Annotated in this window: 20 protein-coding genes; 10 read left to right on the plus strand and 10 right to left on the minus strand. The window is 36.2% G+C overall.

Translation table 11 applies throughout. The features are described from left to right. Positions 1-3 precede the first annotated feature (3 nt). Positions 4-1,254: a glutamyl-tRNA reductase gene (gene hemA, locus GWK10_RS17860; protein WP_164033772.1), complete on the minus strand. Its 1,251-nt coding sequence runs from the start codon at positions 1,252-1,254 to the stop codon at positions 4-6. A gap of 202 nt (positions 1,255-1,456) precedes the next feature. Between hemA and GWK10_RS17865 the strand changes: the two genes are divergently transcribed. Next, complete coding sequence (locus tag GWK10_RS17865) at positions 1,457-2,347, plus strand: helix-turn-helix domain-containing protein (protein ID WP_164033773.1); 891 nt, start codon at positions 1,457-1,459, stop codon at positions 2,345-2,347. A gap of 289 nt (positions 2,348-2,636) precedes the next feature. On the opposite strand, the gene GWK10_RS17870 is transcribed toward GWK10_RS17865, so the two are convergent. Beyond that, positions 2,637-3,290, minus strand: a complete 654-nt coding sequence (locus GWK10_RS17870; protein WP_164033774.1) for an HD domain-containing protein — start codon at positions 3,288-3,290, stop codon at positions 2,637-2,639. Then, positions 3,287-4,021: a lysophospholipid acyltransferase family protein gene (locus GWK10_RS17875; RefSeq protein ID WP_164033775.1), complete on the minus strand. Its 735-nt coding sequence runs from the start codon at positions 4,019-4,021 to the stop codon at positions 3,287-3,289. Before GWK10_RS17875 ends, GWK10_RS17870 begins: the two co-directional genes overlap by 4 nt. Before the next feature lie 58 nt (positions 4,022-4,079). Here GWK10_RS17875 and GWK10_RS17880 point away from each other — a divergent pair, with 58 nt between their 5' ends. After that, complete coding sequence (locus GWK10_RS17880; RefSeq protein ID WP_164033776.1) at positions 4,080-5,522, plus strand: S41 family peptidase; 1,443 nt, start codon at positions 4,080-4,082, stop codon at positions 5,520-5,522. Positions 5,523-5,586: 64 nt separating this feature from the next. Here the strand turns inward: GWK10_RS17880 and GWK10_RS17885 are convergent, their stop codons facing one another. Next, complete coding sequence (locus GWK10_RS17885) at positions 5,587-5,997, minus strand: BrxA/BrxB family bacilliredoxin (protein ID WP_164033777.1); 411 nt, start codon at positions 5,995-5,997, stop codon at positions 5,587-5,589. A 164-nt stretch (positions 5,998-6,161) separates the two neighbouring features. On the opposite strand from GWK10_RS17885, the gene GWK10_RS17890 reads away from it, so the two are divergent. From GWK10_RS17890 to GWK10_RS17915, 6 genes are all read left to right on the plus strand, one after another. After that, positions 6,162-6,950, plus strand: coding sequence for a molecular chaperone DjiA (locus GWK10_RS17890; RefSeq protein ID WP_164033778.1), 789 nt, complete (start codon positions 6,162-6,164; stop codon positions 6,948-6,950). Between the two features lie 57 nt (positions 6,951-7,007). Beyond that, entirely contained in the window at positions 7,008-8,135 is a 1,128-nt protein-coding gene (locus tag GWK10_RS17895; RefSeq protein WP_164033779.1) for a glycoside hydrolase family 26 protein, read from the plus strand. After that, the gene (locus GWK10_RS17900) at positions 8,135-8,719 is read left to right on the plus strand and encodes a HupE/UreJ family protein (protein ID WP_204263170.1); all 585 of its coding nucleotides are present in this window, start codon (positions 8,135-8,137) and stop codon (positions 8,717-8,719) included. The genes GWK10_RS17895 and GWK10_RS17900 overlap by 1 nt, the downstream gene beginning before the upstream one ends. A gap of 82 nt (positions 8,720-8,801) precedes the next feature. Further along, complete coding sequence (locus tag GWK10_RS17905; protein ID WP_164033780.1) at positions 8,802-9,227, plus strand: deoxycytidylate deaminase; 426 nt, start codon at positions 8,802-8,804, stop codon at positions 9,225-9,227. A 24-nt stretch (positions 9,228-9,251) separates the two neighbouring features. After that, positions 9,252-10,862, plus strand: coding sequence for a S41 family peptidase (locus tag GWK10_RS17910; protein WP_164033781.1), 1,611 nt, complete (start codon positions 9,252-9,254; stop codon positions 10,860-10,862). Between the two features lie 270 nt (positions 10,863-11,132). Next, entirely contained in the window at positions 11,133-12,923 is a 1,791-nt protein-coding gene (locus GWK10_RS17915; protein WP_164033782.1) for a tetratricopeptide repeat protein, read from the plus strand. A gap of 279 nt (positions 12,924-13,202) precedes the next feature. On the opposite strand, the gene GWK10_RS17920 is transcribed toward GWK10_RS17915, so the two are convergent. The 5 genes from GWK10_RS17920 to GWK10_RS17940 all read right to left on the minus strand — a co-directional run bounded on the left by GWK10_RS17920 (position 13,203) and on the right by GWK10_RS17940 (position 18,785). Next, the gene (locus tag GWK10_RS17920; protein ID WP_164033783.1) at positions 13,203-14,825 is read right to left on the minus strand and encodes an outer membrane beta-barrel protein; all 1,623 of its coding nucleotides are present in this window, start codon (positions 14,823-14,825) and stop codon (positions 13,203-13,205) included. Beyond that, positions 14,826-15,371 carry an RNA polymerase sigma factor gene (locus tag GWK10_RS17925; RefSeq protein ID WP_164033784.1) on the minus strand — a complete coding sequence of 182 codons (546 nt, stop codon included), beginning with the start codon at positions 15,369-15,371 and terminating at the stop codon, positions 14,826-14,828. 35 nt (positions 15,372-15,406) lie between these two features. Then, positions 15,407-15,844 carry a hypothetical protein gene (locus GWK10_RS17930; protein ID WP_164033785.1) on the minus strand — a complete coding sequence of 146 codons (438 nt, stop codon included), beginning with the start codon at positions 15,842-15,844 and terminating at the stop codon, positions 15,407-15,409. 131 nt (positions 15,845-15,975) lie between these two features. Further along, a complete protein-coding gene (recA, locus tag GWK10_RS17935; RefSeq protein ID WP_164033786.1) occupies positions 15,976-16,986 on the minus strand; it encodes a recombinase RecA in 1,011 nt (336 codons plus the stop codon). A 392-nt stretch (positions 16,987-17,378) separates the two neighbouring features. Further along, entirely contained in the window at positions 17,379-18,785 is a 1,407-nt protein-coding gene (locus GWK10_RS17940) for a sensor histidine kinase (protein ID WP_164033792.1), read from the minus strand. A 195-nt stretch (positions 18,786-18,980) separates the two neighbouring features. Between GWK10_RS17940 and GWK10_RS17945 the strand changes: the two genes are divergently transcribed. Together GWK10_RS17945 and GWK10_RS17950 are read left to right on the plus strand one after the other, a co-directional pair. Beyond that, entirely contained in the window at positions 18,981-21,326 is a 2,346-nt protein-coding gene (locus GWK10_RS17945; RefSeq protein ID WP_164033787.1) for a DUF2339 domain-containing protein, read from the plus strand. After that, on the plus strand, positions 21,310-22,557 hold the full coding sequence (locus GWK10_RS17950; RefSeq protein WP_164033788.1) for a DUF3999 family protein: 1,248 nt from the start codon (positions 21,310-21,312) through the stop codon (positions 22,555-22,557). The genes GWK10_RS17945 and GWK10_RS17950 overlap by 17 nt, the downstream gene beginning before the upstream one ends. A gap of 121 nt (positions 22,558-22,678) precedes the next feature. On the opposite strand, the gene GWK10_RS17955 is transcribed toward GWK10_RS17950, so the two are convergent. Further along, positions 22,679-23,053 (minus strand): type IX secretion system membrane protein PorP/SprF (locus tag GWK10_RS17955; RefSeq protein ID WP_164033711.1); only part of this gene is annotated, 375 nt, incomplete at its 5' end.

A 23,053-nucleotide genomic window follows, 5' to 3' on the forward strand; every position in this document is an offset into this window, starting at 1 on the left:
GGTTTAATTGGCTTTATCGAGGTTAAAAACCTGCTTGATTATTTCGATACTGTCATCAGTTTCAAAAGAATCATCTTTTAAGTGACTCGCAAAATGGTTGGTGATTTTTTGGATGAGCTTGTCACCAAAAACATCGGCTTGTTCTGCATTAAAATCTTTTACCTTTTTCTTTTGGGTACGCAGCTCTGTTGTTTTTAATTCCTGTAGTTTATTCCGGAGTGCTTTAATAGTAGGAGCAAATTTTCGTGTTTCTAACCAATCAGTAAATTCCTGTTCAATCTCTTCGATGATTGCTTTTGCCGCGGGTATTTGCAATCTTCTATTATTGAGTGTCTGACTAGTAATTTTCGAAAGGTCATCTAAATGAACCAATTTTACATTTGATAATTCCCCAACCTGAGAATCAACATTTTTCGGGACTGATAAATCAAGTACCAGTATATTTTTATTAGGATCGATCATATCCTTATATACGGTTGGTTGTTGTGCTCCGGTTGCCACCACCAAAATATCAGTTGCCCTGATTTCAGTCTCTAAATCTTCAAAATCTTTAACCAATAAATTGAATTTTCCTGCGATTAGCTCAGCAGAAGATCTAGTCCTGTTAATTAAAGTAATATGTTGGTTTCTAGTATGTTTTACTAGGTTCTCGCAAGTATTTCGCCCAATTTTTCCGGTACCAAACAACAAAATATTCTTGTCGGAGGCATTAGGAACAGTACTCAGTATATATTGTACCGATGCAAATGAAACTGAGGTAGCACCGCTACTAATTTGTGTTTCGTTCTTAATGCGTTTACTCGCTTGAATAACCGAATTGAATAAACGCTCAGTATAGGCATTTACAAGATGATGTTCTTTAGCCAGTCGGAAGCTTTTTTTAAGTTGGCCAATTATCTCAAAATCGCCTAGAATTTGGCTATCAAGCCCAGTACCCACATTAAATAAATGAGAAATGGCTTCCTTATTCTTTAAAACATAGGCCACTTTTTCAAACTCCTCTACCGAACCTACGGTAACCTCACATAATAATTTTATCAGCTTATAAGGGTGCTGAGCACTTCCATATAATTCGGTTCGATTGCAAGTTGAAACCACAACGAGGGTTTCAATATCTGTTTCTTTGGCGCGTTTAAGTAAGCGTTGTATACCTTCGTCATTCAGGCTAAAATGCCCACGCACGTCGGCATCGGCCTTTTTATAGTTGAGCCCGATGACGTAAAAGCTATGTTGCTTGTGGTGAGTAATTTGCAAATCTTGAAGTCTGTTTAATCGACCACAAAAATATCCGTACTTAGGTTTAAAAAATAACGCTAGAAGTACTTTTTATACCGCTTAAAGAAAATCTGATCAAAAAATGATAAAAGTCAGGAAAAACACAGTAAATTTAGGGGGTTAAACACCCCCTATAATGTTGTTTATTTGGAACAATTCTAAATAAAATATTGATATTACCATGAATATTAATCTAAAAAATACCGCTCAAAGAGCTAATAACGAAACTCTAATTGATGATGGTTTTGTTCTGTTAGTGATTGATAATAATCAAAAACAGACACAAAAAATCATTCGAGAAGTTGACAGTAGTTATGTACAATTCCACTTCTGTTTAAAAGGAAATAGCAGCTTTATTTTCAATAATGGTCGATATAGTATTGAGCTTAAAAATGAGCATTCTTTGTTGCTATACAATCCACAGAGAGATTTGCCTCTAAATGTTGATGTGGAAGCAAAAAGTGTTGTGGTTTCACTAATCATGTCTATTAAAAAGCTGCACCAACTATTTTCTGAAGAGGCTGGTTACATCAGTTTTTTAAGTGGCGAAAATCAAGATAAAAAGTACTACCAAGATGGTTTGATAAAGCCTGCGATGCTAATGGTATTAAACCAAATAGTGGGTTTTGGTTTAAATGAAAGTATTAAAAAGCTATACTATAAAGGAAAAGCATATGAATTATTAAGCTTGTTCTTTAACCGGTCAGATGAGTCGGCGATAGAAGCTTGTCCATTTTTAGTTGATGAGGAAAACGTCATAAAAATCAGAAAAGCGAAGGATATCGTCATCGCACGCATGGCCGAGCCTCCAGGGCTACAAGAATTAGCCGACGAAATTGGCCTAAGCTTGAAGAAACTAAAGGAAGGTTTTAAGCAAATTTATGGCGATTCAGTCTATAGCTTTCTTTTTGATTATAAAATGGAGTACGCCAGAAAAATGTTAGAAACTGGTGATCATAATGTAAATGAAGTAGGGCTGAAAATTGGGTATAGTACCGCAAGTCATTTCATAGCAGGTTTTAAAAAGAAATATGGGACTACGCCTAAAAAGTATTTAATGTCTTTAGGATAGAACCTAAGTTACTTTACTCTTCGCCTGCGTAAACTAAATAGCAAAAAGCCTAAAAAGCCCAGTATAAAACCTATCAATTGCAATATATGGGAATATTGAATGATGTAATATGTTGAGTGAATGTTGATGTCAAGAACCTCTTCTCCAACAAAAATAGAGGCAGCGAATGCTATAAATGCAAGCGCTAAAATTATAAAGTGGGGTTTTAGGTATTTCATAAATCAATATTCCTTTCACGTAAAATACTATTCAACTTAATTTATTACTAACTGTGACTGCCAACTGCACACTATTTTATCCCATCCCATTCTGCATAAAACTGCTCTAAAAAACCCGTCATATATTCATGGCGCTTTTCAGCAATTTTGCGACCTGCTTCGGTATTCATTCGGTCTTTTAGTAACAAGAGCTTTTCATAAAAATGATTGATCGTTGGTGCATTGCTTTTCTTATACTCCTCTTTAGTCATATTCATATTAGGAGCAATATCGGGATCATACAAAAGCCTATTTTTGAATCCACCGTAATTAAAACATCGAGCTATCCCTATAGCGCCAATAGCATCTAGGCGGTCGGCATCCTGAACTACATCAAGTTCTAGTGATTTGAATTTTTGAGTTTCATTTCCACCTTTAAATGAGATGTTTTCAATAATCTTTACTACATGATCAATCACTGCTCGTTCAACGCCGATACTTTTCATAAAGTCCCGCGCCACTAGAGGTCCGATTGTTTCATCCCCATTGTGGAATTTACTGTCAGCAATATCGTGCAATAATGCGCCCAGTCCTACAACCAAGTAATTTACGTCTTCATCTTTTGCGATAAGTAGCGTATTCTTGAAAACACGACGAATATGAAACCAATCGTGCCCACCTTCGGCATCACCTAAGGTTTCTTTTACAAATTGAATCGTTTCTTCTATAATTTCTGAATCGCTCATACCGTAATTGCCTTACTTATCGTCTCTTCAATTTGATTAATTAATGTATCGTGATCTTTTCCTTTTAGTTCAATTGGCTCATGAACCTGAAACTTCATATGCGTACCAATTCCCATTGGAAATTTGCCATAACGTAGTGTTTTCCAGGAGTTATTAATGCTTATTGGAACCACAAGAGCACTTGGAATTCCCTTAAATAAGACCTTTAGCCCTCCTGTTTGAAATTTCTTAGGATGCCCGGTTCTACTGCGTGTCCCTTCAGGAAAGATAACTACAGACCGACTGTTCTGTTCAGATGATGCGGCTAAAGCCTGAATCGCTTTAAGCGCTTGATCTGGGTCCTTCCGGTCTATTAATGCTGCACCACCATGTTTCAAGTTAAAGGAAATACTGGGTATACCTTTTCCTAATTCCTTTTTACTTATAAATTTTGCATGGTGCTTGCGCATATACCAAATAATAGGCGGGATGTCGTACATACTTTGATGATTCGCCACTATAATACAAGGACGATTTGTTGGAATTTTATGTGGATTGTTGAATGAGAATCTAGTTCCCAAAAGATTTAGACATCGAAGCAAGAAAAAATTCAACCAATCAACACTAATCTTATGTGCTTTGTATCCAAAAACTCGCAGACAAATCCACTGTATTGGGTGAAAAACAACCAATGTTAATCCAAAGAAAATGAAGTAAATAACGGTTAAAGGGTATGCTAGAATTTTTCGCATTATTAGAGCCAAAAGTGTAACAATCTAATGTACGCTTAGTCCTTAAAATAAAAAAGTAATGAGCCGAATTATTATTCTACTTTCTTTTCTTTTCTCCTTTAATGGTATAACCTCAGCTCAATCAAAGTGTGAATGTGAGAAAGAATTGGATTTCGTAACTTCTTATTACGAACGAAACTTACCCGGTTTTAAAGACAATGTAACCTCAAAAAACACATCGGACTATAATCAGTTTAAAAAGGATTTAGCAACGGAGGCAAGGAAAACCACATACAAATTAGACTGTTTTAAGATACTGACCCAATATGTAGAGTTTTTTAAAGACAATCATTCGTCTATCTATATGCGAATGTCCTATCCTGATGAAAAAAACACTGACTCCGTTTCTAAATTCAAATCATCATCGCTATTCTTATCTCGAGAGTCAATAGCATTATCCGATCAAGAGATAAAACAATACCCGGTTAATGATGTACGAGGTATTTATCAAACAAAAGATAGCAGTTATACTGTAATGATAATTCCCAATAAAACAGCGTTAAGGGATTATGTAGCAATTATTATCGAATCGAAATCGGCCATCTGGGACAAAGGCCAAGTAAAAATGGAAATAAAAAAGAAAAAAACTGGTGGCTTGGAAGCGCTGGTTTATTTACGTAATCACTCCATTAAATTTTATCCCAATTTTTCACTAATAAGTGGTGTTTTGGGTACGAGTTGGTTTAAAACATCATTGCCCATTTACAATGACGAAACCATTAATGCGCCTAAAGGCTTTAGTTATAAGAAAATACAGGACAGTATATCATATATACGAATTCCTACATTCTCAAGTGGTTATAGTGCCAAAATAGATTCATTATATCAAGAAGCACTACCAAATTTTAAAAGTACGCCCTATCTAATTATAGATGTCAGAAATAATGGAGGGGGGAGCGACACGAACGCTAATCCATTATTAAAATACATATATTCTAATCCGTTCGAAACAGATAAGGTAGACCTATGGGTCACTCCAGATAACTTAAAAATATGGGAGAAATGGACTGTTGCCGCAAAGCAAGATCCCGAAAACTACAGCAACGATGATGTTGCGTGGTTTGAAAATGAGGTTATGCAAATGAAAAAGGCAAAGCCTTATAGTTGGATTCCGCGTTCTAAAGGAAGGAAAGTCAGGCTTAATAAAAATAAAACTGCGCCTTGGATAAAAAAAGTGGTTGTTATTACAAATCGAAATTGCGCTAGCTCTTGCGAAACCCTATTGTTTTGGGCAAAAAAGAGTGATAAATCGGTTTTAGTTGGTGAAAACTCTGGAGGTTATGTTGGTTATGGTGAGGTGGGGACTGTACAAACTCCTTGTTATAATTTTACACTCTCATGTACAATGACGAGATATCAAGAACAGCGCAAATATGAAGTAATCGGAATATCACCTGATATCTATTTTGACAATCAGAAAGATTGGATTACGCAAGCAATCCAAGTTCTACAAGAAAAATAGGAATTAAAATAAAAACCCCAATAGTTTGTCACTATTGGGGTTCATTTTCTTTAACGGAAAAGGTCTAGCAGTGCTCGTTATAAGCCTCGATTAAGTTTTCTGCTATCATTTCTGCTGGGCGTCCTTCAATATGATGACGCTCTAACATATGAACCAATTCTCCATCCTTAAATAACGCCATACTTGGTGATGACGGAGGGAAGGGGATCATATAACCTCTTGCCTTATCAGTTGCTTCTCTATCAACTCCTGCAAAAACAGTCACTAAATTAGTTGGTGATTTTGCATTTTGAAGTGACATTCTAGCTCCCGGGCGAGCATTTGCAGCAGCACAACCACAAACAGAATTTACAACTACTAGAGTTGTTCCTTCTTTTGCAATAGCTGCATCAACATCTGCCTCTGTATATAATTCTTGAAAACCTACGCTTGTTAAATCTTCGCGCATTGGTTTTACTAATTCTGGTGGATACATATCGTATTTCTTTTAAAACAATTAAAGTGCAAAGATAGGCAATAATCAGCGTGTTTTTTAACCCGACTTTCTCACTCTTGTTAAATCTATCTAAAAGAACGTAACACTTTGCTTGAGTCTTCTACTAACTGATACAAACTAGTATATTTACCAAAATATTTTTTATGAATTTCGTACAGTGGATTGGTGCTGGCTTAGGGTGGACTTTTGGCGGGCCGATTGGCGCAATAATTGGTTGGGTTGTTGGCAATGCACTCGATAGTGGGGCATCTACATTTTTTGACGAGTTCGATGGTCAGAAAACATCGAAAAGACCCAAACGTGTTCATTCAAAAAGGTCTACAAGCAGAAGACCACAAGAAAAGACTACTCAATCAGGCGATTTTGAGATCAGCTTATTAATGCTATCTGCAATTGTAATAAAAGCCGACGGCAAAACCGACCAAAAGGAGTTGGACTACGTGCGCCAACAATTCGTGAGCATGTACGGAAAGCAACGGGCTAACAATGCTTTTAAACTCTTCAACGGAATTATGAAGAAAAAAGGCATTTCTACACGACAGATCTGTATGCAAATACAACGCAATATGGATCATGCAAGTCGACTGCAACTGCTTCATTACCTATTTGGCATTGCGCAAGCAGATGGTCATGTGTCCGAAGATGAAGTGAACAGCATTCGCAAAATGGCGGGCTATATGTACATTAATCTAAGCGATTTTGAGTCGATAAAAGCCATGTTTTTCAGCGATACCAATAATGCTTACAAGATTCTCGAAATTGAAAAAGATGCCACTGATGATGAAGTAAAAAAAGCGTTTAGAACCATGGCCAAAAAATACCACCCTGATAAAGTGCAGCATCTAGGGGAGGAACATTTAAAAGGTGCTGAAGAAAAGTTTAGAAAGGTGAAGCAAGCCTACGAACAAATACAACAAGAACGAGGCTTCTAAAATAAATCTAAGCGAGATCGAGTTATGTATTTAATAACTACTTAATCATTTTGTACAATGGTACGTAAAATGTTATTTTTTCTTCTTGCATTGGCGCTATTGTGTTGCGAAAAGGACAATGATACTGGTCAGGATGATCAAAGCGCTTTAAACCGGTCTTTTTATATGGGTTTTACACCTTTCCCTTTTGACAATACGATAGAGGCGCTTTTAACAAGTTATGAAACGACCTTGCAGAATAGCGATATTGCTTTAAACCACTTAGATTTTGGTGTGCCTTGGGATGAGGCACTAAACGGAACAGATTTTCCTGAAGAAGTTCAGAACACTTTAGTAACATTTAAAACTAATTTACCAGCTTCTCATAAGTATATAGTTACGGCCACACCTACCTCACAAAAGAGAAATGAGCTTGCAGGGTATTGGAATAATGAAGGCGAACATGAATCTTTGCCCATTTTTTGGCAAGAGAAATCGTTTGACGACCCAGATGTGATTAATGCCTATACTAACTATTGCAAGCGGGTAATAAATATATCGCAACCCGACTACTTTGGATACGGAATCGAAGTTAATTCATCATTTTTAGAAAACACAAGTCAGTTTAACGCCTATAAAGTGTTAGTAGAAGAAGTATATACAGAATTAAAAGCTACATTTCCTGACATTCCTATTTTCTTGTCATTTCAAGATAGGTCATTTAATAAAAATCACACAGAATTGCTTTCACTCACCAATCAATTACTTCCATACTCTGACCTTATCGCAATGAGTAGTTATCCTTTTTGGGATTATGATTTTCCAAATATGGATGCTAATCCTGATCTTCATAAACAAAACTGGCTAACCGATTTTAGAGATCTGGACCCTTCAAAACCTTTTGCGATTTCTGAAACCGGATATATTGCCGAAGATCTTGTCATCAACGATTTCAATTTAAACGTTAAAGGATCAGAAGCATGGCAAGAAACGTATACAACGAGCTTACTAAACCACGCAAATGAACTAAATGCTGAATTTGTTGCATGGTTTGTATATCGTGATTATGACAAGCTGTACGAAAATAGTACCAACCCAGATGCAACACTCTTAATATGGAAAGATAATGGGCTGCTAGATGGTGACGGAAATAAAAGAAAAGCGCACTATATTTGGGACGAATGGCTTAAACGCTCTAAAGACTAATGATTATAGAAAACGCAGTATTCTTTACACGTGGCTTAAAGCACGTACTTGACATAAATGCCTACGATCACGTCATTTTTTTAATGGTCTTGTCCGTCCCTTTTACCTTTAAGAGTTGGAAGAAAGCCTTGCTTTTGGTTACTATTTTCACCTTAGGGCATAGTATCTCACTTTCGTTGGCTGCATTTGATGTACTTAGATTCAATTCAACTTGGATCGAGTTCTTAATTCCGGTTACTATTCTATTGACTGCACTTTACAATATGATCAATGTGCGAAAGATCGAAGGAAAAGTTAGCTGGCTACTAATTGTAGCGACCTTGTTTTTTGGATTGGTTCATGGTTTCGGATTCTCAAGTTACTTTGAAATAATTATTGGTAACGAACCGTCAAAATTATGGCCGCTTGTTCAATTTGCGTTAGGCATTGAAGCATCGCAGTTAATAGTCATGTTATTTGTATTGGGTATAGCAGCCATTTTCCAAGAAATAGTACAACTCTCAAAACGCGATTGGATCTTAATTGTCTCTGCTATGGTTTTAGGAGCCGTAATCCCTATGATTATCGAGAGTGATATTTGGTAAAAAATTAACAAGAAGTGGTTTGTGTATACCTTGCAAACCTCTTAATTTTATAAGCTTCGCCGTCATGGGCGAATATTAGTTTATGACAGACAAGAAGTTAGAGCGTTACGATCGTGCCTATTTAAAAATGGCAGTCGAGTGGGGAAAATTATCGCATTGTAAAAGAAAACAAGTCGGAGCATTAATTGTAAAGGGTCGAATGATCATTTCTGATGGTTATAATGGCACACCAACCGGTTTTGAAAATGAATGTGAGAACGAAGAACATTTTACAAAATGGTATGTTTTACATGCCGAAGCCAATGCTATTTTAAAAGTTGCCGCATCAACGCAAAGCTCTGAAGGGGCGACTTTATATATAACGCTTTCCCCTTGTAAGGAGTGTAGTAAATTGATTCATCAAGCTGGAATAAAACGTGTAGTTTTTCTAAAAGCCTATAAAGATGATTCTGGTTTACAATTTTTGAAAAAAGCAGGCGTTCAATTAAAACACCTTGCTGAACTGTAGTAGCCTGAAAAAGAAAAGAATCCGTTGAAAATTAATAAAATTTATATTCCGTTTTTATTGACCCTTGCTATTGCAGTGGGTATCTTACTTGGCAGTAGGTTAAATTTTACTGATTCTTCTCAAAAACTATTTTCATCGAATTCAAAAAAAGACAAGCTTAATCGCCTTATTGATTATATAGATTATGAGTATGTTGATGAAGTCGATACTGACAGTATTGTTGATGTAACCGTCAATAACATTCTCAATAAGCTCGATCCACATTCGGTCTACATTCCCGCTAGAAATATGCAAGATGTGACGGAGAGTATGAAAGGAGACTTTGTTGGTATTGGGGTAAGTTTTTATGTAAAATACGATACGATACGTGTTATTCGTCCGTTAGAAGGTGGGCCAAGTATAAAAGCAGGAATCAAAGGTGGTGATCGAATTCTTATTGCGGATAAAGATACCTTATATGGCAAACGCCTTAGTAACGAAAATATCATTTCGCGATTAAAAGGAGCTTCAGAAAGTGAAGTACAACTTAAAGTACTTCGGAAAGGACAGGCATCCCTACTCAACTTTGATATTAAGCGAAATCATGTTCCTATTAAAAGTGTTGACGGTTATTATATGTTGACGTCTAATCTAGGTTACATTAAAATCAATCGTTTTGCGGAGTCGACTTACAAAGAATTTAAAACGGCTTTAAAAGCATTAAAAAGGAAAGGTGCAACCAAAATTGCACTTGACTTAAGAGATAATCCAGGAGGTTATTTAGGTATTGCCGAAAAAATATCAGATGAGTTTTTAGAAGATGATAAGCTCATTTTATTCACCAAGAATAACAAAGGCAAGGTGAATAAGTCATTTGCTACCAAACAAGGAGATTTTGAAGATGGCGAGGTTTATGTCATGATCAATGAAAACTCAGCATCAGCAAGTGAGATTATTGCCGGTGCATTGCAGGATAATGATAAAGGCACTATTGTGGGTAGAAGATCGTACGGAAAAGGATTAGTACAACGAGAAATGGCGCTAGGCGACGGCTCGGCAGTTCGATTAACGATTTCTAGATATTATACACCAACAGGACGGTCGATTCAGCGATCGTACAAAAATGGGAATAAAAGTTATTTCGATGATTTCTATGAGCGCTTTAGTAATGGCGAATTAGAAAGTATGGACAGTATTAAAATTGCTGATAGTTTAAAATTCAAAACTCCTAAAGGTAAAATCGTTTATGGCGGTGGTGGAATCATTCCAGATGTATTTGTTCCATTACAATCATCGATTAACGAAGAAGCATTAAAGACCATTTTACGCAGCGGATTGACTAATCAATATGTATTTGAATTTTTAGATGAAAAGAATCGTCGTGAGCACTTTTTAGAGTATGGTCAAGAAGGCTTTTTTCAAACAGATGTTATTTCTGAGCAGCTGATCACGGCCTTTCAAAAATATGCTGATGCTCGCAGTTTTAATATCGATAATGCTTTATATCGTCCCATTATTAAGACGCATTTAAAAGCCACTATCGGACTTCATTTATTTGGCGACAACGCCTACGAAGAGATTTTGAATGAAGAGGACCCGATGATCTTAAAAGTGGTCCAGTTAAGTCGGCGGGATATCGCTGAGGTTATTGATTGAAAAAAGTCTGCAGTTGGCAGTGGCAGTCATCAGTAGTTTTAAGACTCTGCTACACGAAGCTTACAACTTCGTACCTCCACATAGCTATCTCAATTTCTATCCTTGTTCATTATAATGTTGACATAAAGTTACAAACTGCAATATGCCTTTGTTTATCTCATTAAACTTAGTAAGGCTGCGAAGTCACAGACGTTCGTGGAGCAGGTCTGAAGTGACTGACTCATAACGTATTAATTAAATTCGGTATCTTTAAGAAGCAAAATCTTTGATATGCGCGTTCTTAGTCTTTTCTGTCTTCTCTTTTCTATAACCATAGCTGCTCAAAATTACCATAAGGAGCTAAAACCAGATATTCAATCGCTAATTGATAAAGGCGAAGCTTGTTTAAAGGCAAAACAGTCCGATTGCAACATTGCTTTTGAGAAAGCTTTAGCACTGGCGGAAAAAGAAAAAGACTCTACACTAGCAATGACGCATTACGTTATCGGATTAAGTCATTCTCAGTATGGTAAACTCCCTGTTTTTTTAGAATACCTCAACAAAGGACTAAGCCTTACTCAAGGCCAAAATCATCCCACGGTTACCTCAGCAATATTAAGAAAGAAAGTCTATGCCTTTGCGCGTATGGGGCCAATTGACAGCATTCTACCTACAAGTGAAGTGGCCATGAAATGGGCAAAAGAATCTAATGACAATCGAACCATAGCCGAGGTTTATATTCAACGTGCCGACTTACTACACCGTCTAGGAAACTCCAATGAGGCTTTGCAACTTCTTAGAGAGGCAAAACCCTACGCCGACAAAGCCGGCATACAACGTCAAAAAGCTGGAATTGTATTTACCATGGGGAATATTTATTTAAGTAATTATGACTTTGAAGAAGCGCGTACCACTCTTGAAGAATCCATGACTATTTCCAAAGGCGATGACGAAATGTATTATTTAAGTCTTGTTAATTGGAGTCTGGCAATGATTGCATTAGTACAGCCACAACCTGTAGTTGAGAAACTCCCTGAAGCGGTAACCTTTTTTAAAGGACGTAACTTAGAATGGACCGCAAAAACGCATTTATCACATGCCCACTCTAAATTAGAGAACTACAAAGAGAGTATTACTCTAAGTGAGCAATGCCTGGCTGCAGCCCAACAGATATACGATCCTACATTAATCAGTCTAAACAATCGAATATTGGCAAAGGGATATATAGAGACCAATCGGGCCGGAAAAGCAGTTTTATATGCTGAGAAGGCATATACCTATGAATCAGAAAAAGGAGCTATTGACGAACAGGTACTTGGCTCCCTCATTCTTTATGGTTTTGCACTTGGTAAAAGTGGTCAAAAAGACAAAGCCTATGACGTTTGGGAACATATGCCTAAATTAATAGATAGTGTTGGATTTACAGCTAAGCAGCGGGAAATTAAAAAGTGGCAGGAGCTATATGAAACCGAAAAGAAAGAGGCTCAAATTGCGATTCAAGAAAAGAATATTGCCCTTTTAGAGGAAAAAGAAACTAGTAGCAAACTACAAAAAGGATTGCTGGCTGCCGGACTATTAGCCGTCCTCGCAGTCTTAAGCGGATTGTGGATTCGTTTTCGTGAAAGTAAAAAAAGAGCAGCTTTAGAGCGTGAAAAACTTGATGCCGAAATTCAATACAAACAAAAAGAACTGACCACTCATGCCTTACATCTCGCTAAAAAGAATGAAATTCTGGTCGATTTAAAAAGTAAGGTCGAGCAAATGGAAGGTGGTTGTGAGACAAGAGATATCATTAACACCATTAATTTTGATCTAAAAGACGAAGCGAGTTGGGAACACTTTACCCAATACTTTGAAAAAGTGCATACCGATTTTGGTGTAAACGTAAAAAACAAATATCCTGATGTCACAACAAATGAACTGCGGCTTATGGCACTGCTACGAATGAGTCTTACAAACAAAGAAATTGCCAATATTCTGAATGTTACAGCAGATGGAGTAAAGAAAGCTCGCTACAGATTACGTAAAAAGATGAGTCTATCTTCTGATGATTCTTTGGAGACAGCGATTTTGAAAGTTTAACTACAATTTAAATTTAGTGGATGTGATTATAAAGAAAAAACCACCCCTCTCCAGGGGCGGTTTCTTAGTACAAGTCATCATTGCTTTTGATAAATGACTTTCCTAACCAACTAAAATTAATTATGATTTAAAAGATGCTTAAAACAATTTGAATTATAGTGTGCCCAGATGAAATAGAAAATTCAAGCATAGTAATAGCTACGTTTTCATTTTATATTGAAATATGGGTGCAATAGAAACAAATTGTTAAGTATATTTTAAGTTGTAATTGATTTTCAACTAAAATTTGAAACTTATACCAGTATATACGCCCATATAAAATGGTTGAAAATCGCCGGCTTCGCGATTAAACGCATTTAACTGATATTTAAAAATAGGTTCAAGATTTAACTGTAAATTATTACTCAAGGCATAGTCTATACCAATACCTACATTGGTAGTAAAACTCATATTGTTCACATTATTTGCTTCGCCTACATTCGTGATTAAATCATTCGATTCTATCGAGATATTATTGTCTGTTAAAAACAAGCTACTCAATCCGCCAATTACATTAATCCCTAGTTTCTTATCAACCAAACGGTATTTTAATTCCACAGGAACTTCAACATAGCCAAACTGCTGATTCATTACCCCGAGCGTTTCTACTGGCCCACGGTTTGTGTTTACATCATTTGGCACATCTGATGATAAGTCACCGAAAGCATTGCTACTGCTCGGCGTTCTATCTTTTACATCTAAACGAGAGGTATTACTATTATAACTTATAGTCTCAAGATTTCCACCGTCTAAAGATGCGCTAAAAGCAATTTCCTCGGTTTCATAACCAAGATTTACAACATTCACACCAGAGCGAACACTAAGTCGTTTACTCACCTGATAGGCTACCCCAACACCATAACTTAAATTGATGTTTCCGCTTTTAGCATTGTCTTTAAATTGAGAATGAACGGGCGACCCTTCGCCAACGGTATTGTAATACACTGGTGCCACCATCGGGTTTACACTCCACTTTTTATCAATAGATGGTTCTACTTTAGCTATATCCGTATTTTGTTCTTCCTTGTCAAGAGCATCTAATATAGACGGAAGGCTGTTTTCTTCTTTTACACCTTCATTTTCTTTTGTATAAGAATTGGCAATAACAGTATTGTTATTTAATTCAACATCCTTATTGACTATGGCATTTTGTTCATTGCTATTTTTAGCTTCGTTTTTCTTATTATCTACAACCGCTGCAACCGCATTTTTCTCATCAGTATTCAATGGGTCATCGATATGCTTTGTTAGAGATTCCTTTTCCTTAGAAATATCTTTTGTTCTTAAAGCAGGTGAATTATTGTTAGCAGCTACCCCTTCATTTTTATTAAGTTGAATGGTTTTGTCTGTTATATTCGCTTTTTTAGTTGGAGGATTTCCGTCAGTCTTATTTTCAACCACAACTAAATTGGTCTTAATTTTCTTGCTAGTTAGATTGTTATTTCTATCTTTTCCTTTTTCGCTATTAGAATCATCAGATTCTGCTACCACCGCTTCAGATTCATTATTTGATGGCGTATTATTTCCATTCTCGTCAACAATAGTATTCTGTATTAATTCGTCTGCACTATTGTTCTCATTTTCAATTAACGCTGGCGAAGAATCTTTTTTAACGTCTTCATTTACAATTTGAGGTTCGATATTCTTGTTTTCTTCACCTGAAAACAGATTATACCCCAACATGAATAGTAGAGCAAGAGCGGCGGCAATTCCGCCAAGCTGCATCCAAAACGGAATTACCCGTCGTTTCTTTTTATGGCCAAGTTCATCCTGAATCCTGTTCCATAGATCGTTGTCTGGAGTAACTTCAAAATCTTTGAACTTCTCCTGAAACAATCGATCGATATGTTTTTTATCACCCATTTAAACGGACTTTATACTAATTTTTTTTTCTTGTAATAATTCGATTTTTTCTTTCAAAATATTTCTAGCTCGGGCTAGATTAGATTTGGACGTCCCGTCGGAAATCCCCATCATTTTTCCTATTTCTTTATGAGAATACCCATCAAGCACGTACAGATTGAATACCATACGATACCTGTCAGGAAGCTCTTGCACTATTTTTAATAATACATCCATCGACAAGCCTTCTTCATCTACTTCAACTTCTACAGCCTCAATGGCGTTTTCGTTTACAATATCATATACATCTTGTGCACGATATTTTTGCATTACTGTATTCACAGTTATTCTGCGCATCCACCCTTCAAAAGAGCCTTTAAATTTATACTGTCCTATCTTATCGAAAATGGTTATAAAACTGTCTTGAAGGTTGTCTTCCGCTTCGGTTTTGTTTCGGGAATATTTAAGGCATACCGAAAAGAGCTTACCGGAAAATAGCCGATAAAGCTGCTCCTGAGCTTTGAGCTCACTTTTTTTGCATTGTTTTATGAGTTGATCTAAACTCAACAGTTAGTTTGTTTTATACCAATTTAAAATTGATGCTAGTTTGATGTCGGCTCTTCTGCCACGACTGGTACCTGAATTTCCAAATATTGATTACTACCATCGGCATTTTCACCATTCCATAATTGGAATGTGTACGTACCTTCGTAGATTACCATAAAATCAAAACTCATTTCTTTAACCGCTTCTTCTGCAGTCGTTTCTGGGCAATCTCTATCGGTAAAGACAGAATTTACAACCCCAATGCGTCTTGTTGTGTTGTCAGGCCGTTCAAAAGCAAAATTAGAAAAGAAATGACATTCTGTTGGTCGCGCAAATTCTACCGGAATAGTATAGGTGCTTCCCAATACAAAATTTTCAGGGAATTCTGCTGCAACAACAGGCACAAACTCGTAATGAAAGTTTGCTTCATCATCATCTAAACTGCAGGAAACCACAGTTAGCATAAGCATAAAAAGTAGGAGGATCTTCTTCACTTTGTTTACAATTATTTTTCCTATGATACCTAAATTACAAAAGGTTGCGTGCTAAAAACCAAAAAATCCCGTAAAAACGGGACTTTTCGAGAATTTTGTAAGAAAATTATATTAAACTATCTTCTTTGCTACTATTTTTCATTTACAATAGCTATGGCATCTTTAATTTTGCCTTCTAGTTCTTCTAATAACTCAGGGTTATCTAGCAGCAGGGTTTTAACTGCATCTCGCCCTTGCCCTAACTTGGTATCGTTATAACTAAACCATGATCCGCTTTTCTTTACGATCTCATAGTCTACGCCTATATCAAGAATCTCGCCTACTTTAGATACACCTTCGCCGTACATGATATCAAATTCGGCCATTTTAAATGGCGGTGCTACTTTGTTTTTGACAACTTTTACACGGGTTTTATTACCCATAACATCGCCATTGGTGTTTTTTATTTGGGTCGATCGACGAATATCTAGTCGTACAGACGCATAGAATTTCAATGCATTACCACCCGTAGTTGTTTCTGGGTTACCGAACATTACTCCGATCTTTTCACGAAGTTGGTTGATAAAGAAAACTGTACAATTGGTCTTGCTAATCGTCGCTGTAAGCTTTCGTAGCGCCTGAGACATCAAACGGGCATGTAATCCCATTTTACTATCTCCCATTTCTCCTTCAATCTCACTTTTGGGAGTTAATGCTGCCACAGAATCGATTACAATAATGTCAATTGCACCAGACCGAATAAGGTTATCAGCAATTTCTAAACCTTGTTCACCATGGTCCGGTTGTGAAATGATTAATTCATCAATATTTACTCCTAATTTTTCAGCATAAAACCGATCGAAAGCATGCTCCGCATCAATAAATGCTGCGATGCCGCCCGCTTTTTGAGCTTCGGCAATTGCATGCAGGGTTAAAGTCGTTTTACCCGATGATTCTGGTCCGTAAATTTCAATAATACGCCCCCTTGGGTAACCGCCCACACCTAATGCAATATCAAGACCCAAAGAACCCGAAGGAATGGCTTCTACATCATCAACTACTCTATCACCCATCTTCATTACTGTCCCTTTACCGTAGGTTTTATCAAGCTTATCTAGGGTTAGTTTCAGTGCTTTTAATTTTGCGTCTTTTTCGTTACTCATTTTTAATCGATTTTGATGCTAAAATAATATATCTGATTTCAGCAAACAATGCAGTCACGCAACCTTTATTAACATTATGCATCATGGGTATAAGCAATGAATAAAAAAGAGTACGAAAAACATCTGAGATTTACTTCTTAGATACGGGTGCCAGTTAGTATTTAATACATTTTGAAGAAGAAAAAATTAATTACAACGGGCTATTAAGGCGTTTCAGTAAAAACTGAAACGCTTTTTTATTGGTGTAATATTAGAAAATAATTGAGGTGAAAAACAGTAAGGCTACCTTCCCTTGATGGAAGGGCTGGGGATGGGTGTCAACACAATATAACTAACACCCCTCTAAATCTCCCCTCAAGGGGAGACTTTAATTTAGGATTCCTGAAATAAAACTACTCCTTAGGAAAAATAACCTCAAAAGTGGTTCCCTTTCCTTCTTCTGACTCAAAATTGATGCTTCCTCGGTAGGTTTCGATGATATTTTTGATCATGGGTAGTCCAAGGCCCATTCCGCTTGTTTTAGTTGTAAATTTTGGTTCAAAAACCCTTGATCTATTTTCATCAGTAACGCCATTACCATTGTCTTGAACTTTGATAATTACATTTCCATTATCTTGGGTTACTCCAACCAAAATTTCTGGTTTTTCAATTCCTTCCATTGCCTGAATGGCATTTTTGACCAGGTTATTTACAACTCTGATAAGCTGCGTACGATCAAACTTGGCTATGACTTCTTTTTCTGAAGTGGAAAAGTAAATGTAATTTTCATTGAAAATATCCAATGCTAGTTTTACAATCTCAACCACATTTAAGGTTTCTTTTTGTTGTGCTGGCATTTGGGCAAAGTTGGAGAATGCCGATGCAATCGAACTCATCGTATCAATTTGTTGAATAAGTGTCTTGCTATACTCATCAACTTTTTTATTGATATTAGGATCTTCAGGATCGAACTTTCTTTGAAAACTCTGCACACTTAGTCGCATAGGAGTTAGTGGATTTTTAATCTCGTGTGCTACTTGTTTCGCCATTTCTCGCCATGCTTGTTCGCGTTCGCTAGTTGCCAACTTTACGGCACTTTCCTCTAGCTCATCAACCATACTATTGTAAGCTTTGATCAAGCCAAAAAGTTCTTCGCTAGGGTTTTTTAAAGTGATTTTCTCATTGCGCTTATTTAGCGCTGTTTGGTTAATTTTTTCGCTAATCGTTTTAAGGGATTTGGTAATATATTTTGAAATAAAAAACGCTAACCCAATTGCGGTAATAAGCATTAATAAATATGCCAACGCCAAGCGTTTTAAGAACTCAATTAATTCCATATTACTAAATGAATCATCTTCATAATACGGTAAATTCAAAATTCCGATAGGCTTAAACTTAAGGTCGGTGATATAGGTATATGAGTTGCGAATATCTCCAGCTGCCGTTTTATTTTTCTTTACAATTCGTTTTTCTGCACTTTCGGCTAATTCATCTAAAATTTCTGTATCTATCTTTTTTTCCGCAGTAAAATCGGTAATACTTGCTCTTGAACTTTGAACAAGATTCCCATCAAGATCATAAATATTAAAATGTACACTATGAACATCTGCTATTTGGTGGATTTTATCCTTAAAAATAAGCCCTAACCTATCCGATGTCCGCTCCCAAGTGGTATTTTGAATGACATACTTAATATTTTTTTGAAGCTGTTCTTCTTTTCGTTCAGATCGCGTTTTATTATAATCCTTAGCTTGTTCTTGATATTGGTAAATAGTAACCAATGCAATTAATACCGACGCGATAACCACCAAAAAGATCATGGTGACAAAAATTCGGGAACGAAGCGATAAGCGTTTTGTAATCATAGGGTATAAAGATGCATACAAGATAACAATAATCACACCAAAAAATTAAGCGCGCTTTAAACCCCTTTTATACGTCAGTGAACCTATTATGTAAATCGAGTTTAATCTAAAGTAGTTATATTGGTAATACCTATTTACGACAACTAACTTATGACCGACGATCAAAAGCAACTAGTAATCCTGTTACAACGCTTAGAGAATTTATATAACAAGCAGGCATCTTTTTTAGAAGAAATTCATGCATTGAAAAAGGAAATTTTTCTCTTGAAAGCGAAAAGAGATGAGTCAGCTTCTCAAGATGCAAAGAGTCCGTCTATTACTGAAAAAACCGACACTATTGTTGAACCAATCGTCGAAGAAGAAATTATTCAGGATAAACTTATTCAGCAATCAACTGAGCCTCCTGCACAAGTAGACATTTCTAAAAAACCGAAGAAAAAATCGGATCTAGAAAAGTTCATCGGCGAAAACCTCATCAACAAAATTGGGATTATTATTCTAGTAATCGGTGTCGCTATTGGTGCAAAATATTCTATTGAAAACAACTTAATCAGTCCGCTTACCCGGATCATTTTAGGATATCTTGCCGGGTTTGGTTTACTCGCAGTTGGAATGAAATTGAAGAAGAATTACGAAAACTACAGTGCAGTTTTAGTCAGTGGTGCAATATCGATCATGTATTTCATCACCTTTGCGGCCTATAGTTTTTATGAGCTCATTCCACAAACCATGGCATTTGGGCTCATGGTCATTTTCACCATTTTTACTGTTGTAGCCGCCATTAATTACAATAGATCGATTATTGCACATATAGGCCTAGTGGGCGCATATGCAATCCCATTTTTACTTAGTAACGATTCAGGCAATGCACTGGTTTTATTCAGTTATATCGCTATTATTAATATGGGTATTCTCATTATTTCATTTAAAAAATATTGGAAATCACTCTTTTACTCCGCATTTGGTTTTACCTGGCTTATATACCTAAGCTGGTTCTTTTTAGATTATAACATCGATGATCATTTTACCTTAGCACTTGGTTTTGCCTCGGTCTTCTTTTTGTTATTCTATGGTACATTCTTAGCCTACAAACTATCCAAAAAAGAATCGCTTGGTGTTGTAGATACTATTTTAATCTTATTCAACTCCTTTATTTATTTTGGTGTTGGTTATACCATTTTGTCAAATCACGAAACTGGCGAACAGTATTTAGGCTTTTTTACCCTGGCTAATGCTTTAGTGCATTTTATTGTAAGTGCTATTGTTTACAAACGAAGTTTAGCCAATAAAAACCTGCAATATTTTGTGTCAGGCTTAGTCCTCACATTCATTACGATCGCAATTCCGGTGCAGTTAGACGGCAATTGGGTAACCTTACTTTGGACGGCTGAAACCGCGCTTCTTTTCTGGTTAGGTCGGAAAAAGAACATTCCGATATATGAAAAGATTAGTTATGTTCTGGCGTTTCTAGCTTTTTTTAGCCTAATACATGATTGGTATGATGCTTATTACTCCTATGACTTGCGCAATGGTTTATCATCATTTAGTCCGATACTTAATATTCATTTTTTAACATCGGTATTGGTATTTTCTGGTTTTGGTTTTATGACCTATTTAAATTATACGGAAAAGGATACTCAAGTAACTAGCAAGTCACTATACAAGGTGTTCTCATATATTATTACTGTCCTGTTTTTGATTACGTTGTATATGGCATTTAGATTAGAAATTTCGGCATTTTGGGATATTAAATATGCCAATTCAAAACTTTTAGTCGACGCTAACGATCGCTCTGTTTACAATTATGATCTTAAGAATTTTCGTTCTATTTGGGTATTGAATTATTCGCTGCTGTTTTTCATTCTCTTTTCATGGGTCAATATCAAATGGTTTAAAAAATCAGTTTTAGGGGTTATTGGCATTATCTTAAATGTGTTAGCCTTGCTGGTGTTTTTAGGTGAAGCGCTATACCTTATTAGTGAGTTGCGTGAAACATATCTTGCTGCCAATCCTGAAGGCTATTACGATATTGGTAAATGGTATCTCGGCATTCGTTATGTATCTCTTATATTTCCGATTGCCTTGCTATACACAACCTATATATATGTTAGACAAGAATTCATGAAGTTCAACTTTAAAATGATCTTCGATTTCGTTTTACATATCGCAATTCTTTGGATACTAAGTAGTGAATTGTTGTATTGGATGGATATTTATGAATCGGCACAATCCTACAAATTAGGTCTTAGTATTTTATGGGGTGTTTACTCCTTAATAATGATCGCAATTGGTATCTGGAGGAATAAAAAACATCTTCGTGTAGCCGCAATTGTGTTGTTTGGAGTAACCTTAATAAAACTCTTCTTTTACGATATTTCGCATTTAAATACCATCTCTAAAACCATTGTTTTTGTTTCGCTTGGTGTTTTATTATTGATCATTTCATTCTTATATAACAAATACAAAAATCGCATTGTTGATGAACTTGAAGAATAAGATAGCAGTCTTTCTTTTTGCTGGAATTTCGTTTTCTGCCTACGCTCAAATAAAGACATTTGACTACCAACGGGAATTGAAAAACGTAACGGAAGATTGGCATAAGATTTCTTTAACTCCTGAGCTTTTTAGTCAGCTTAAAGGCAATTTAAATGGCATTAGGATATTTGGTGTTACAAAGGATGGCGACACGATAGAAGCGCCTTATATTTTAAAAGTTTTAAAAGGAAAACGAGTTGATAAAACGATCGATTTTAAGCGATTGAATACCTCATTTAATGCAAACGGACATTATTTTTCATTTAAAGTACCTACTGAAGATGCTATTAACCAGATAGCGCTCGATTTTAGTAATGAGAATTTTGATTGGAAACTCGATTTAGAAGGAAGTCAAGATCAAAAAGAATGGTTTACAGTCGCGGATGATTATCGGATACTATCCATTAAGAATCAGAGAACAGATTATACTTTTAGCACGCTGCATTTTCCTGTTTCAAATTATACTTACTATCGCCTGCTAGTTAAAACGAAAGACAAACCCGTTTTAAACAGCGCAAGTTTGGTTCTAGATGAAATAACGGATGCTTCACGTAGTTCTTGTGACATAAAAGCAACTGATTTTTCTCAAAACAAGGACACTAAACAATCCATCATCAATCTTGAGTTGACGCACGCAGTTCCTATTAGCCAATTAACATTTAAGGTGAATGAGACCTTTGATTACTACCGCCCAATGAAAATTGAATATTTAAAAGACAGTACAGAAACTGAAAAAGGGTGGCGCTATTTTTATCAAACCTTAGGGCAAACCACATTAAGCTCGGTTGAAGATATCTCATTTGGTTTTAGGAGTACCATCACCAATAAAATTAGAATTACAGTAGAAAATGGCAGTAATGTACCGCTTACATTTAATGATTTTAAGGTGACAGGATATGATCATGAACTTGTAGCTAGATTTACTACTCCAGCAAGTTATTTTCTTGCCTATGGCAATGAGAAAGCCTATGCACCACGATACGACATTACCTCTTTTACCAATAAGATTCCAACGCAACTCAATGCCCTTACTTTAGGTGATGAAATACTGATTAAAAAAGATGCGACTAGCACCAGTCCATTATTCGAAAATAAGTTGTGGATGTGGGCGCTGATGATCCTGATTATTGCAGTTATGGGTTGGTTTACATTTAAGATGTTAGGTAAAAATAGTCGGCAGTCCTCAGTTTAAAGGTCATACTGCCAACTGAATACTGCTTACTTTTGTATTGTTGGATGAGATCCTGACCTTCGTCAGGATAGTTCAGTTAGCTCATTTGAGCGCGATTGCATCTTCTCAAATAAGCACTTCACTAATTAGTACATCCACAATTAGATCGTACACAAGAGAAGTCAATACCAATGGTGATCATATGAGTACCTGCTAAGGTCGCTAGATCTCCTTGTATCTCATTAATGTTTACCTGATAAGCATAGGCTGCATAAATGCCATTGTACTTCAATCCAAACATCGGACTGATTGATAAGGGCTTAAAGGTTTGATCGTTTAGAAAACGAGCCGTAATACCTCCCCAATAATAACGATCTAAATCAAGCTTTCTAACTTTTAGTGTTAGATCAGTGATACTTCGCCCATCGCTTTCAAAGTATTGCACAACTCCACTAGGCTCATATTCCCAATCTGCTCCATCATGTTCTTTGATTATATAACCAAAGTACGCATAGTA

The organism is Spongiivirga citrea (assembly GCF_010671565.1).
In the GTDB taxonomy this organism is placed as follows: domain Bacteria; phylum Bacteroidota; class Bacteroidia; order Flavobacteriales; family Flavobacteriaceae; genus Spongiivirga; species Spongiivirga citrea.